The sequence below is a fragment of the Streptomyces sp. NPDC060031 genome, assembly GCF_042736805.1.
Classification (GTDB): Bacteria; Actinomycetota; Actinomycetes; order Streptomycetales; family Streptomycetaceae; genus Streptomyces.
This window is the reverse complement of record NZ_JBHWVM010000006.1, coordinates 1-12865: the sequence shown is the minus strand read 5'-3', so window position 1 is coordinate 12865 and position 12865 is coordinate 1. Positions and strand designations below refer to the sequence as shown.

The 12865-nt window shown below is 71.2% G+C and carries 13 protein-coding genes; 5 read left to right on the top strand and 8 right to left on the bottom strand.

The features are described 5' to 3' along the window. Nucleotides 1-9: 9 nt before the first annotated feature. From ACFWB8_RS03905 to nth, 3 genes are all read right to left on the bottom strand, one after another. Nucleotides 10-1212 (bottom strand): MarP family serine protease, encoded by a 1203-nt coding sequence (locus ACFWB8_RS03905; protein WP_385222079.1) that lies wholly within the window; start codon nt 1210-1212, stop codon nt 10-12. Between the two features lie 13 nt (nt 1213-1225). After that, a complete protein-coding gene (locus tag ACFWB8_RS03900) occupies nt 1226-1942 on the bottom strand; it encodes an NUDIX hydrolase (RefSeq protein ID WP_385222077.1) in 717 nt (238 codons plus the stop codon). 96 nt (nt 1943-2038) lie between these two features. Beyond that, complete coding sequence (gene nth / locus ACFWB8_RS03895) at nt 2039-2956, bottom strand: endonuclease III (RefSeq protein ID WP_385222074.1); 918 nt, start codon at nt 2954-2956, stop codon at nt 2039-2041. A 254-nt stretch (nt 2957-3210) separates the two neighbouring features. Between nth and ACFWB8_RS03890 the strand changes: the two genes are divergently transcribed. Both ACFWB8_RS03890 and ACFWB8_RS03885 read left to right on the top strand, forming a co-directional pair. Next, nucleotides 3211-3885: a Crp/Fnr family transcriptional regulator gene (locus ACFWB8_RS03890; RefSeq protein WP_003981529.1), complete on the top strand. Its 675-nt coding sequence runs from the start codon at nt 3211-3213 to the stop codon at nt 3883-3885. A 157-nt stretch (nt 3886-4042) separates the two neighbouring features. Next, nucleotides 4043-4846: a nucleotidyltransferase gene (locus tag ACFWB8_RS03885; protein WP_385222071.1), complete on the top strand. Its 804-nt coding sequence runs from the start codon at nt 4043-4045 to the stop codon at nt 4844-4846. A gap of 7 nt (nt 4847-4853) precedes the next feature. Here ACFWB8_RS03885 and ACFWB8_RS03880 read toward each other — a convergent pair whose 3' ends face one another. The 4 genes from ACFWB8_RS03880 to ACFWB8_RS03865 form a co-directional block, all read right to left on the bottom strand. Next, nucleotides 4854-5702: an MBL fold metallo-hydrolase gene (locus ACFWB8_RS03880; RefSeq protein ID WP_385222068.1), complete on the bottom strand. Its 849-nt coding sequence runs from the start codon at nt 5700-5702 to the stop codon at nt 4854-4856. Further along, nucleotides 5699-6607 (bottom strand): NUDIX hydrolase, encoded by a 909-nt coding sequence (locus ACFWB8_RS03875; RefSeq protein ID WP_385222066.1) that lies wholly within the window; start codon nt 6605-6607, stop codon nt 5699-5701. The genes ACFWB8_RS03880 and ACFWB8_RS03875 overlap by 4 nt, the downstream gene beginning before the upstream one ends. A gap of 139 nt (nt 6608-6746) precedes the next feature. Next, nucleotides 6747-7220, bottom strand: coding sequence for a RidA family protein (locus tag ACFWB8_RS03870; protein WP_385222063.1), 474 nt, complete (start codon nt 7218-7220; stop codon nt 6747-6749). After that, nucleotides 7217-7378 carry a DUF4177 domain-containing protein gene (locus tag ACFWB8_RS03865; protein WP_007264966.1) on the bottom strand — a complete coding sequence of 54 codons (162 nt, stop codon included), beginning with the start codon at nt 7376-7378 and terminating at the stop codon, nt 7217-7219. Before ACFWB8_RS03865 ends, ACFWB8_RS03870 begins: the two co-directional genes overlap by 4 nt. Before the next feature lie 76 nt (nt 7379-7454). Between ACFWB8_RS03865 and ACFWB8_RS03860 the strand changes: the two genes are divergently transcribed. Further along, on the top strand, nt 7455-8435 hold the full coding sequence (locus ACFWB8_RS03860; protein WP_385222060.1) for an ArsA family ATPase: 981 nt from the start codon (nt 7455-7457) through the stop codon (nt 8433-8435). Next, on the top strand, nt 8432-9667 hold the full coding sequence (locus tag ACFWB8_RS03855; protein ID WP_385222057.1) for an ArsA family ATPase: 1236 nt from the start codon (nt 8432-8434) through the stop codon (nt 9665-9667). The genes ACFWB8_RS03860 and ACFWB8_RS03855 overlap by 4 nt, the downstream gene beginning before the upstream one ends. Nucleotides 9668-9699: 32 nt before the next feature. Here the strand turns inward: ACFWB8_RS03855 and ACFWB8_RS03850 are convergent, their stop codons facing one another. After that, entirely contained in the window at nt 9700-10050 is a 351-nt protein-coding gene (locus ACFWB8_RS03850; protein ID WP_365923624.1) for a WhiB family transcriptional regulator, read from the bottom strand. 386 nt (nt 10051-10436) lie between these two features. On the opposite strand from ACFWB8_RS03850, the gene ACFWB8_RS03845 reads away from it, so the two are divergent. Further along, complete coding sequence (locus ACFWB8_RS03845) at nt 10437-12734, top strand: transglycosylase domain-containing protein (RefSeq protein ID WP_385222053.1); 2298 nt, start codon at nt 10437-10439, stop codon at nt 12732-12734. Nucleotides 12735-12865: the final 131 nt, after the last annotated feature.

The following is a 12865-nucleotide window of genomic DNA, read 5'->3' as shown; positions in this document are numbered from 1 at the left end:
CCGTACGGCTCAGAGGGCGCAGCCCTGGCTGTCCACCCGCCGGTCGGCGGTCTTCCCGATGCGGATGTCGTCGCGGACCTCGTCCGCCGTCAGGGCGTAGCCGGTGTTCGGGTCGTCGAGGGACTTCGCGAAGACGACCCCGTACACCTTGCCGTCGGGCGTGAGCAGCGGGCCGCCGGAATTGCCCTGGCGGACCGTCGCGTACAGGGAGTAGACGTCGCGTCGGACGGTGCCCCGGTGGTAGATGTCCGGGCCGTTGGCGTTGATCCGACCGCGTACGCGCGCCGACCTGACGTCGTACGCGCCGTTCTCCGGGAAGCCGGCGACGATGGCGTCACTGCCGCTCGCCGCGTCCTTGTCGGTGAACTCCAGCGCGGGCGCCTTCAGCTTGGGCACGTCCAGGACGGCGATGTCGCGCTCCCAGTCGTAGAGCACGACCTTGCCGTCGTACAGCTTGCCCTCGCCGCCGATCTGCACGGTCGGCTCGCCGACACCGCCGACGACATGCGCGTTGGTCATCACCTTGCCGGGCGCGAAGACGAAGCCCGTGCCCTCCAGCACCTTGCTGCACCCGGGCGCGGTGCCGACGACCTTCACGATCGAGCGCTTGGCCTGCTCGGCGACCGGGCTGCGGGCGAGCGCCGGGTCGGGCGCCTTGACCTCGGTGATGGGTTCGTTGGAGAACGGGCTGAAGACCTGCGGGAAGCCGTTCTGCGCCAGGGTGGAACTGAAGTCCGAGAACCAGGTGTTCGCCTGGGCCGGGAGGACCCGCGACACGCCGAGGAGGATTTTGGAATTGCGGACTTCCTTGCCGAGCGTCGGCAGTGAGGTCCCGGCGAGCGCCGAACCGATCAGCCAGGCCACCAGCAACATCGCGACCACGTTCACCAGGGCGCCGCCGGTCGCGTCGAGCGCGCGGGCCGGGGACCATGTGATGTGGCGTCGGACCCTGTTGCCCAGGTGGGTGGTGAGGGCCTGTCCGATCGAGGCACAGATGATGATCACGACGACGGCGATGACGACGACCGTGGTCGACACCTGGGTGCCGTTGTCGGTCACCCGGTCCCAGATCAGGGGCAGCAGGGACACGGCGACGAGACCACCGCCGAGGAAGCCGATCACCGACAGGATGCCGACGACGAACCCCTGGCGGTAGCCGACGATCGCGAACCACACGGCCGCGAGCAGCAACAGGATGTCCAGCACGTTCACGTGGGCCACCGTCTCATGCGCGCCAGTCGAGCGGGACCTGACGTGATCGGTCCCACGGCCGCTCCCATCCGGCGAAGTGCAGGATCCGGTCGATCACCCCGGCGGTGAAGCCCCAGACCAGAGCCGATTCCACGGCGAAGGCCGGGCCCTGGTAGCCGCCCGGGTGGACGACGGTGACCCGGTGTTCGGGGTCCGTGAGATCGGCCACCGGGACCGTGAAGACGCGGGCCGTCTCGGCCAGGTCCACGGCGCCGACCGGGCTGGGGGCGCGCCACCAGCCCAGGACGGGGGTCACGACGAACTCGCTGACCGGGATGTAGAGGCGGGGCAGCACCCCGAAGAGCTGTACGCCGGCCGGGTCGAGGCCGGTCTCCTCCTCGGCCTCGCGCAGCGCGGCGCGCAGCGGGCCGGTGGTGTGCGGGTCGCCGTCCTCGGGGTCGAGCGCGCCGCCGGGGAAGGAGGTCTGGCCGGCGTGCGAACGCAGGCTCCCGGAGCGCTCCATGAGCAGCAGCTCGGGACCCCGGGGGCCCTCGCCGAAGAGGATCAGTACGGCGGACTGGCGGCCGCGGCCGTCCTCGGGCGGCAGGAACCGGCTGAGCTGGGTCGGCCGGACGGTCCGCGCGGCCTCCACGACGGGGTCGAGCCAGCCGGGCAGGCCGTCGCTGGTGACGGCCACATCACTGCCCTCCCGGGCTCCCGTCGTGGTCCCGTCCTGCGTACCGCGCGACATAGGCACCCCTGTCCCCGTTCTTCTGCCAACACCGTCTCCCACACCGCCCAAACGCGGTCCGGGTACCGATTCGTTCCTACGGCCTGCGGCCCCTGCCTACGGCTGTGGGGGCGCCGCCCGCCCGCCCAGCGGCGGGGCCGGGAGGCCCGGGTAGTCCGGGGGCGGGCTCAGGCGCTGGCCCGGCTGGCCGCCCTTCTCGTACTTCAGCAGCTTCTTCGCCTTCTCCGGGTCGGTCTCGCCCTCCCCGTACGCCGGGCAGAGCGGGGCGATCGCGCAGGCGCCGCACGCGGGCTTGCGCGAATGGCAGGTCCGGCGGCCGTGGAAGACGACGCGGTGCGAGAGCATCGTCCACTCGCTCTTCGGGAAGATCGCGCAGATCTCCGCCTCGACCTTCTCCGGGTCCTCCTGCTCGGTCCACTTCCAGCGGCGCACCAGCCGCCCGAAGTGGGTGTCCACGGTGATCCCCGGGACCCCGAAGGCATTGCCTAGGACGACATTGGCGGTCTTGCGGCCGACTCCGGGCAGGGTCACCAGGTCCTCGATCCGGCCCGGCACCTCGCCGCCGAAGTTGTCGCGCAGGGCCTGGGAGAGGCCGAGCAGGGACTTGGACTTCGCCCGGAAGAACCCGGTCGGCCGGATGATCTCCTCCAGGGCCTCCGGGGCCGCCGCGGCCATGTCCTCGGGGGTCGGGTAGGCGGCGAAGAGGGCCGGCGTCGTCTGGTTCACGCGCAGGTCGGTGGTCTGCGCGGACAGGACGGTGGCGACCAGCAGCTCGAAGGGATTGCGGAAGTCGAGCTCCGGATGGGCGTACGGATAGATCTCGGCCAATTCGCGGTTGATGCGGCGGGCCCGGCGGATCATGGCCAGACGGGATTCGGGCTTGGCGGCCTTGGCCGGAGCGCCGACGGCCACCTTGGCCGCGGCGGGTTTCGCGGGTGGTTTCTTGGCTGAACCTTTGCCCTGGGGCGGCGGTGACACCTTCCGGGACACCTCCACGAGGGCTTGTTCGCCCACGGCTGAATTATGGGCCGCCGTTACTCCCGCGGACCCCTTGGCCTGTGCTCTCACCGGCTTGTTGGACACCCGGCCAGCCTAAGGCCGGCCGCTGACACCCGTCCGGACCTCAGGTAACACCACCCCGATTGGTCTCTCACCGCACAGCACACGCGTACGTCCGGCATCCTTAGTAGTGATTGATCGCACTGTTTGAGCCGTCCGGCAAAATGGGAGACCGGTCCCCTGAGCTGGTCGACATAGGAGAGAGACTCGTGGACGACGTTCTGCGGCGCGCCCCGCTCTTCGCGGCGCTCGATGACGAGCAGGCCGCGGAGCTCCGCGCCTCCATGGGCGAGGTGACCCTCGCACGCGGTGACGCCCTGTTCCACGAGGGCGACCCCGGTGACCGGCTGTATGTCGTGACCGAGGGGAAGGTGAAGCTCCACCGCACCTCCCCCGACGGCCGCGAGAACATGCTGGCCGTCCTCGGCCCCGGCGAGCTGATCGGCGAGCTGTCGCTCTTCGACCCGGGCCCGCGCACCGCCACCGCCACCGCCCTCACCGAGGTCAAGCTGCTCGGCCTCGGCCACGGCGACCTCCAGCCGTGGCTCAACGCCCGGCCCGAGGTGGCCACCGCCCTGCTGCGCGCCGTCGCCCGGCGCCTGCGCAAGACCAACGACCAGATGTCCGACCTGGTCTTCTCCGACGTGCCGGGCCGCGTGGCCCGGGCGCTCCTGGACCTGTCGCGCCGCTTCGGCGTGCAGTCCGAGGAGGGCATCCACGTCGTGCACGACCTGACGCAGGAGGAGCTGGCCCAGCTCGTCGGCGCGTCGCGCGAGACCGTGAACAAGGCCCTGGCCGACTTCGCGGGGCGCGGCTGGCTCCGCCTGGAGGCCCGCGCCGTGATCCTGCTGGACGTGGAGCGGCTGGCGAAGCGGTCGCGCTGACGCCCTTGGCTTCGGTTGCGTGAAGGCCCCGCCCGTACCCCGGGCGGGGCCTTCGTGTGTCCGGACGCGGCGCCTCTGCGGGGCTCCGCCCCCGGGCCCCCGCGCCCCGAACGCCGGCGAGGCTGAATTTCGCCAGGCGGCCAGGCACAGTGGGCCCATGGAGCGCAGAGGGCTGGACGCCTACGGGTACTTCGAGCGCGAAGGGTCCCTCGGGCGGATCCAGCCGGAGTTCGCGCCCGTCGTCGCGGCCGCACGGGAGCGGATCGGTGAGGCGTACGGGCGGCGGCTGCACAGCGCGTACCTGTACGGGTCCCTGCCGCGCGGCGCCGCCCGGCCCGGGCGGTCCGACCTAGACCTGCTGCTCGCCCTGCACCACGAGCCCGGCGACCAGGACCGGGACACCGCCGAAGTGCTGGGGCGCGGGCTCGGCCAGGACTTCGCCGAGATCGACGGGGTGGGCGTCCTGCTGTACGGCAAGGACCGCCTGCTGAGCGAGCAGGAACGTTACGACCTGGGCTGGTTCCTGGCCTGCCTGTGCACCCCGCTGCTCGGGGCGGACCTGGCCGAGCACCTGCCCCGGTACCGCCCGGACAGCCTGCTCGCCCGCGAGACCAACGGCGACCTGTCCGCGCTGCTCCCGCGCTGGCGTGCCAGGGCCGCTGCCGCGGCGACGCCCGAGGAGTACCGCACGCTCGGCCGGGCCTTCGCGCGGCGTCTGGTGCGGACCGGGTTCACCCTGGTCATGCCCCGGTGGGGCGGCTGGACCAGCGATCTGTCCGAGTCCGCGGAGATCTTCGGCCTGTACTACCCCGAGCGCGCCGCGCAGATGCGGGCCGCGGCCGCCGTGGCACTGGAGCCGGTCGCCGACCCGGCCGTCCTGCGCGGGTACATCGAGGACCTCGGGCCGTGGCTCGCGGACGAGTACACCGCCCGGCACGGAACGAAGACGCCCCGGGGCTAGCCCCGGGTCACTCCACCGGGCCACCGGGGATCAGGCCGTGCTCGCGCAGGTACTCCAGCTGCGCCCGTACGGACCACTCCGCCGCCGGCCACAGCGAGCGGTCCACGTCCGCGTAGACATGGGCGACGACCGCCTCGGGGGTGCCGAAACCGTTCTCCACCGCCGTCTCCACCTGCGCGAGGCGGTGGGCACGGTGGGCCAGGTAGAACTCGACCGCGCCCTGGGCGTCGTCCAGGACCGGCCCGTGGCCCGGGAGCACCGTGTGCACCCCGTCGTCGACGGCGAGCGAGCGCAGCCGGCGCAGCGAGTCGAGGTAGTCGCCGAGGCGGCCGTCGGGGTGGGCCACGAGGGTGGTGCCCCGGCCCAGGATCGTGTCGCCGGTCAGGACCGCCCGGTCGGCCGGCAGGTGGAAGCAGAGCGAGTCGGCGGTGTGGCCGGGGGTGGGAACCACGCGCAGTTCCAGACCGCCGGTGCGGATCACGTCCCCGGCGGCCAGTCCCTCGTCGCCCAGGCGCAGGGCGGGGTCGAGGGCGCGGACCTTCGTACGGGTCAGCTCGGCGAAGCGGGCGGCGCCCTCGGCGTGGTCGGGGTGGCCGTGGGTGAGGAGGGTCAGGGCGACCCGCTTGCCGGCCTCCTCGGCGGCGGCGATGACGGCACGCAGGTGCGTCTCGTCCAGCGGGCCGGGGTCGACGACGACGGCCAGGTCGGAACCGGGCTCGGACAGCAGCCAGGTGTTGGTGCCGTCCAGGGTCATGGCGGAGGCGTTCGGGGCCAGGATGTTGACCGCGCGGGCGGTGGCGGGCCCGGAGGCGACCACTCCGCGGGGCTGGCCCGGCAGGGCGGCGGCGTCGGTCATGCGGGGCCTCCCGGGCGCACTCGCTTGGTGAACTCGTCGTGCCCCGGCCAGCTCAGCACCAGTTCGCCGTCCTCCAGCGCGGCCCGGGCGAGAACGGGGGTCAGGTCCTGCCCGGCGGCCGCGGCGAGCGCGTCGCAGGCGCCCGCGTACGGCTCCAGGGAGCGCAGGGTGGAGACGGTCGGCGGCATCATCAGCAGCTCGCCCTTGTCGTAGCCGGCGGCGGCGTCCGCGGGGCGGATCCAGACGGTCCGGTCGGCCTCGGTGGAGGCGTTGCGGGTGCGCTGGCCCTCGGGGAGGGCGGCGACGAAGAACCAGGTGTCGTAGCGGCGCGGCTCGAACTCCGGGGTGATCCAGCGGGCCCACGCACCGAGCAGGTCGGAACGCAGCAGGAGGCCGCGGCGGTCGAGGAACTCGGCGAAGGACAGCTCGCGGGCGACGAGGGAGCGGCGGTCGGCCTCCCAGTCCTCGGCGGTGGTGTCGCCGACGACGGTGTCCGCGCTCTCGCCGGCGAGCAGGACGCCGGACTCCTCGAAGGTCTCGCGGACCGCACCGCAGACGATCGCCTGGGCGGCCCGGGCGTCGGTACCGAGGCGGGCGGCCCAGGCGTCCAGGCTCGGCCCCGCCCAGCCGATGCGGTGGTCCTCGTCGCGGGGGTCGACCCCGCCGCCGGGGTAGGCGTACGCGCCGCCGGCGAAGGCCATGGAGGTGCGGCGGCGCAGCATGTGCACGGCGGGGCCTGCGGGCGTGTCGCGCAGCAGCATGACGGTCGCTGCGCGCTTGGGCGGGACGGGGGTGAGGGTGCCGTCGGCCAGGGCGCGGATGCGGTCCGGCCACTCCGGCGGGTACCACTGCCCTCCGGGGGTGGTGGGGTCCTGGGGCGGCTGGCGTTCCTGACCATTCGGCATGGCCGGATGCTACGGCCATCCGGTCCGATGTTCGAGGGCCCCCGGCAGCACGGTCCCCGCGCGGCGGGGGACCTGGGGCTCTGCCCCAGACCCCCGCGCCTCAATCGCCGACGGGGCTGATCTTCGCGAGCGGTGGGGGTCAGGCGTCCGGGGTCAGTTCGACCTGGAACTCGACCTCGACCGGTGCGTCCAGCGGCAGGACCGCCACGCCGACCGCGCTGCGGGCGTGGACGCCCTTCTCGCCGAGCACCTGGCCCAGCAGCTCACTCGCACCGTTCAGCACGCCCGGCTGGCCCGTGAAGTCCGGGGCCGAGGCGACGAAGCCGACGACCTTCACGACACGCGCGATCTTGTCGAGATCGCCGATCACCGACTTCACCGCGGCCAGGGCGTTCAGCGCGCACACGGCGGCCAGCTCCTTGGCCTGCTCCGCCGAGACCTCCGCGCCGACCTTGCCGGTGACCGGCATGCTGCCCTTGACCATCGGGAGCTGGCCCGCGGTGTACACGTACGCGCCCGACCGCACGGCCGGCTGGTACGCGGCCAGCGGCGGGACGACCTCGGGCAGGGTCAGGCCGAGCTCGGCCAGCTTCGCTTCTACGGCGCCGCTCATGCCTTCTCCCGCTTGAGGTAGGCCACCAGCTGCTCGGGGTTGTTCGGCCCGGGCACGACCTGGACGAGCTCCCAGCCGTCCTCGCCCCAGGTGTCCAGGATCTGCTTGGTGGCGTGGACCAGCAGCGGGACCGTCGCGTATTCGAACTTCTTGGTCATGGGAGCGAGCGTAGTGCCTGCCGTGCGGGCCCCCGCCACCACCGCCGCCGCCCCGGAGGAATTAGGCTCGGGCGCTGTGAGCAGGCTCCAGGTGGTCAGCGGCAAGGGCGGCACCGGCAAGACCACGGTCGCCGCGGCACTCGCGCTCGCCCTCGCACGCGAGGGCAGGCGGACTCTTCTGGTGGAGGTCGAGGGCAGGCAGGGGATCGCACAGCTCTTCGGTGCGGAGGCGCTCCCGTACGAGGAACGGAAGATCGCCGTCGCCTCGGGCGGCGGGGAGGTGTTCGCGCTCGCCATCGACGCGGAACGGGCGCTGCTCGACTACCTCCAGATGTTCTACAAGCTCGGGTCGGCCGGCCGCGCGCTCAAGAAGCTAGGCGCCATCGACTTCGCCACGACCATCGCGCCGGGGCTGCGGGACGTCCTGCTGACCGGCAAGGCGTGCGAGGCGGTACGCCGCAAGGACAAGGCCGGCCGGTACGTCTACGACCACGTGGTCATGGACGCCCCGCCGACCGGGCGGATCACCCGGTTCCTGAACGTCAACGACGAGGTGGCGGGGCTGGCCCGGTTCGGGCCGATCCACAACCAGGCGCAGTCCGTCATGCAGGTGCTGAAGTCCCCCGACACGGCGGTCCATCTGGTCACGCTGCTCGAGGAGATGCCCGTACAGGAGACCGCCGACGGGATCGCGGAGCTGCGCGGGGCGGGGCTGCCCGTGGGACGGGTCGTCGTGAACATGGTCCGGCCGCACCACCTCGACGAGGACGCCCTGCGCGCCGCGACCGGCGAGCGCCGCGCCGACGTGGCCAAGGCGCTGTCCCGGGCCGGCCTCGGCGGCGCCCGGCGCGGCGGGCTGGCCGAGCGGCTGGTGGACCCGCTGCTCACCCAGGCCGTCGAGCACGCGAGCCGGGTCGAGCTGGAGCGCGCGCAGCGCACCGTACTGGAGGAGCTGGACGTGCCGGCGTACGAACTCCCCCTGCTCGGCACGGGGATGGATCTGGCCGGGCTCTACGGGCTGGCCACGGAGCTGCGGAAGCAGGTGGGCGACGCATGACCGAGAGGGTGCCGGGCGCGACCGGACTCGAAGCCCCGCCGCGGCTCGGGGTCGACCGGCTGCTGGACGATCCCGGGACGCGGATCATCGTGTGCTGCGGCGCGGGCGGGGTCGGCAAGACCACCACCGCGGCGGCCCTCGGGGTACGGGCGGCGGAGCGCGGGCGCAAGGCGGTGGTGCTCACCATCGACCCGGCGCGCAGGCTCGCCCAGTCCATGGGGATCGACTCGCTCGACAACACCCCGCGCCGGGTCGCGGGGGTGGGGAGCGACGGCGAACTGCACGCCATGATGCTGGACATGAAGCGGACCTTCGACGAGATCGTGGAGGCGCACGCGGACGGCGAGCGGGCCGAGGCCATCCTCGCCAACCCCTTCTACCAGTCCCTGTCGGCCGGTTTCGCGGGCACGCAGGAGTACATGGCGATGGAGAAGCTGGGCCAGCTGCGGGCCCGGGACGACTGGGACCTGATCATCGTGGACACGCCGCCGAGCCGGTCCGCGCTGGACTTCCTGGACGCGCCGAAGCGCCTCGGGTCGTTCCTGGACGGGAAGTTCATCCGGGTGCTGATGGCTCCGGCGAAGGTGGGCGGCCGGGCGGGGATGAAGTTCCTCAATGTCGGCATGTCGATGATGACGGGCACGCTCAGCAAGCTGATGGGCGCCTCGCTGCTGAAGGACGTGCAGACCTTCGTGGCCGCCATGGACACGATGTTCGGCGGTTTCCGCACGCGCGCCGACGCGACCTTCCGGCTGCTGCAGGCTCCCGGTACGGCCTTCCTCGTGGTGGCGGCGCCCGAACCGGACGCCCTGCGCGAGGCGGCGTACTTCGTGGACCGGCTGGCCGCGGAGCGGATGCCGCTGGCCGGGCTGGTGCTGAACCGGGTGCACGGCAGCGGGGCCGACCAGCTGTCCGCGGAGCGGGCGTTGGCGGCCGCAGAGAATCTTGAAGAAGGCGGCATTGTCGATCAGGAGTCCGGGAAAGCTGGACTTCGTGACTCCGCCGACGACGGCTCCCCCGACGTGGACGAGATCACGGCAGGGCTGTTGCGCCTGCATGCCGAGCGCATGCAGGTGATCTCGCGTGAACAGCGCACACGCGATCGGTTCACCTCGCTGCACCCCGAGGTGGCGGTGGCCGAAGTGGCCGCCCTGCCCGGCGATGTACACGACCTCGCCGGGCTGCGGGCCATCGGAGAGCGACTCGCGGCCGGGGTTCCGGCCGGAGCGTGAGCGTTCGTACCGTACGTGCGCGTCCGGGTGATCTACCCGGCCGCCGCGTACGTCTCGTACGGAACGTCGATCTCCACATCGACATCCCCGGTGAGGATGCCCGTACTGCGTTCGTACTCCGTGCGGGCGGTTTCGAGCAATCGTCGCCACGAGGTGACGGTGGGACGCCGGCGCAACAGCGCACGTCGTTCCCGCTCGGTCATTCCGCCCCACACTCCGAACTCGACACGATTGTCGAGCGCGTCGGCCAGGCACTCGGTCCGCACCGGACATCCGGTGCACACCGCCTTGGCCCTGTTCTGTGCCGCTCCTTGAACGAATAGTTCATCCGGATCGGTAGTGCGGCAGGCTGCCTGCGCACTCCAGTCGGTAACCCAGCCCATCCCGGCGCCGTCCTCTCCCGAATCGAGGCTCCCCCACGGCGGTAGCGGCATATTCACCGCTGCCAGTTGAGGACGTTACGGAAGGTGGGCACAGTGCAACACCCCCGACGGGCCCAATCTTGAATGGTCCGAACGGACTATGGGTAAGCGGCAGATCACCCGACGGAGTGATCCGGCGACATGCCCGACCATTCCGGCGATTCGGGTGGAATCGGCGGATCATCGGGGCAACAGGGGGCGGGATTCGGACATGAGTCCAACCCATTCGGGAGGGGTGAAAATCAAGCCGAGGGGTTGATGTCGCACCGCACTGCTGTGACAGTTGGAGACAGCTTAGGCCAAGGCATTCGCGCGTGTCCGGTGAATGAGAACGTAGGCTGCCCTCCATGGGAAAGAAGCGCTCGGGCGGCGGGCTCACGGGGCCACAGCAGGCCGCCAAGTTCCTCGGGGTGTCCGTTCTCTCCGGAGTTGTACTTGCGGGTATCGCGATCCCGGGCGCCGGCGCCCTGGGACTCGCGGCCAAGGGAACCGTCGAAGGATTCGACGAGATCCCGGCCAATCTCAAGACGCCGCCGCTGAGCCAGCGCACCACGATTCTGGACTCCGAAGGTGGCTTGATCGCCACCGTCTATTCACGTGACCGGCAGGTGGTCCCGCTCACGGCCATCTCCCCGTACATGCAGAAGGCAATCGTCGCGATCGAGGACTCTCGTTTCTACGAGCACGGCGCGGTCGACCTCAAGGGCATCCTGCGCGCGGTCAATCAGAACGCGCAGGAGGGCGGCGCCGCGCAGGGCGCGTCGACGCTCACGCAGCAGTACGTGAAGAACGTCTTCGTCGAAGAAGCGGGCGACGACGAGACCAAGGTGCGCGAAGCACAGGTGAAGAGCCTCGGCCGCAAGATCCGCGAACTGAAGTACGCGATCCAGGTCGAGGAGGAGCTCGGGAAGAAGAAGATCCTCGAGAACTACCTCAACATCACGTACTTCGGGCAGCAGGCGTACGGAATCGAATCCGCCGCGCAGCGGTACTTCAGCAAGCCGGCCAAGGACCTGACCCTGGAGGAGTCGGCGCTGCTGGCGGGAGTCGTGCAGTCGCCCAGCCGGTTCGACCCGGTGAACGACGCGGCGGAGGCGATGAAGCGCCGCAACACCGTCCTCCAGCGGATGATCGACATGAAGGACATCACCGAGGCGGAGGGCGAGGCCGCGAAGGCCAAGCCCGTCCAGCTGAAGGTGACCAAGCCCAGGAACGGCTGCATCACCGCCGTCAAGGGCGCGGGCTTCTTCTGCGACTACGTCCGCAACACCTTCCTGACCGACCCGGTCTTCGGCAACACGCGCGAGGAGCGGGCGAAGGTCTGGAACCAGGGCGGCCTGACGGTACGCACCACCCTCGACCCGCAGTCGCAGGACGCGACGAACGAGTCGATCAAGGACCACGTCGACCAGGACGACAAGGTCGCCACCGCCGTCACCCTGCTCCAGCCGGGCACCGGCCGGGTCCTCGCGATGGGCCAGTCCAAGCCGTACGGCTTCGGGAAGAACGAGACCCAGATCAACTTCTCGGTGGACAAGCAGATGGGCGGGTCGAACTTCGGCTTCCCCACCGGCTCGACCTTCAAGCCGTTCGTCGCGGCGTCCGCCCTGGAACGCGGCCTGCCGGCCGCGCAGGTGTACACCACCCCGCAGGAGATGGAGTACCCGAGCCCGGTGCAGACCTGCGGTGACAAGCCGTGGATCAACACGGAGCACGCGCGGGTGCCCAACGAGTCGGAGGACGAGTTCGGCGCGTTCGGGATGAAGGAGGCGATGGCCAAGTCGGTCAACACCTACTTCGTGCAGATGATCTCGGAGACCGGGATCTGCCCCGTGACCCAGATGACCAACAAGCTCCGGGTGATCCCCGCCGACGGCACCAAGCTGCCCGAGGTCCCGGCCATCGCGCTCGGCACCGAGGGCATGTCCCCGCTGACCATGGCCAACGCGTACGCGACCTTCGCCAACCGGGGCGTCTACTGCACGCCCGTCGCCATAGAGTCCATCACCGACTCGCACGGCAAGGCACTCACGGTCCCCAAGTCGCAGTGCGAACGCGTGATGTCGCAGAAGACCGCCGACACCATCAACACGCTGCTGCTCGGCGTGGTCGACTCGGGTACGGGTACGGCCGCGGGCCTGACCGACCGGCAGAACGCGGGCAAGACCGGCACCACCGACAGCCGCTTCAACGCCTGGTTCGTCGGATACACCCCGAACATGGCCGGCGCGACCTGGGTCGGCTCGGGCGGCTCCAAGCAGGTCTCGATGGAGCGCATCACCATCGGCGGCCAGTACTACGAGAAGGTCTACGGCGGCGGGCTGCCCGGCCCGATCTGGAAGCAGGCGATCTCGGGCGCGCTCTCGGGCCGCGAGGCACCCGGCTTCAACACCGTCAGCATCGCCGACACCCCGTCGGGCAACGGCGGCGGCCGGCCCAACCCGAACCCCAACCCGAACCCGAACCCGAACAAGCCCAAGCCCGGGAAGCCCGGCGGCGACGGCAAGCCCGGCGACGGACGCCCCGGCGGGCAGACGGCCGCCGGAGCCACGGGCGGGAACCAGGGCGGCGCCACCGGCGGCACCCCGGGCAACCCGTTCCCCGGGATCAGCCTGGAGCCCGGCCTGATCGGCGGCCGCGACTAGCGGAGGCGGGACGCGAACAGCAGAAGAGGGAGGGCCCCGCCGGATCGGATCCGGCGGGGGCCACCCACTAAAACGGTGTACCGAGGGCCAAGTATAAATGAGGGCCATAATGTGGGTGGCGGGGATGCTGT

Bases quoted from the DNA above. Each gene is read 5' to 3' on its own strand.
- ACFWB8_RS03900 (WP_385222077.1), bottom strand. From the start codon at position 1,942: ATGTCGCGCGGTACGCAGGACGGGACCACGACGGGAGCCCGGGAGGGC.
- ACFWB8_RS03885 (WP_385222071.1), top strand. From the start codon at position 4,043: ATGGAGCGCAGAGGGCTGGACGCCTACGGGTACTTCGAGCGCGAAGGG.
- ACFWB8_RS03880 (WP_385222068.1), bottom strand. From the start codon at position 5,702: ATGACCGACGCCGCCGCCCTGCCGGGCCAGCCCCGCGGAGTGGTCGCC.
- ACFWB8_RS03875 (WP_385222066.1), bottom strand. From the start codon at position 6,607: ATGCCGAATGGTCAGGAACGCCAGCCGCCCCAGGACCCCACCACCCCC.
- ACFWB8_RS03870 (WP_385222063.1), bottom strand. From the start codon at position 7,220: ATGAGCGGCGCCGTAGAAGCGAAGCTGGCCGAGCTCGGCCTGACCCTG.
- ACFWB8_RS03865 (WP_007264966.1), bottom strand. From the start codon at position 7,378: ATGACCAAGAAGTTCGAATACGCGACGGTCCCGCTGCTGGTCCACGCC.
- ACFWB8_RS03855 (WP_385222057.1), top strand. From the start codon at position 8,432: ATGACCGAGAGGGTGCCGGGCGCGACCGGACTCGAAGCCCCGCCGCGG.
- ACFWB8_RS03850 (WP_365923624.1), bottom strand. From the start codon at position 10,050: ATGGGCTGGGTTACCGACTGGAGTGCGCAGGCAGCCTGCCGCACTACC.
- ACFWB8_RS03845 (WP_385222053.1), top strand. From the start codon at position 10,437: ATGGGAAAGAAGCGCTCGGGCGGCGGGCTCACGGGGCCACAGCAGGCC.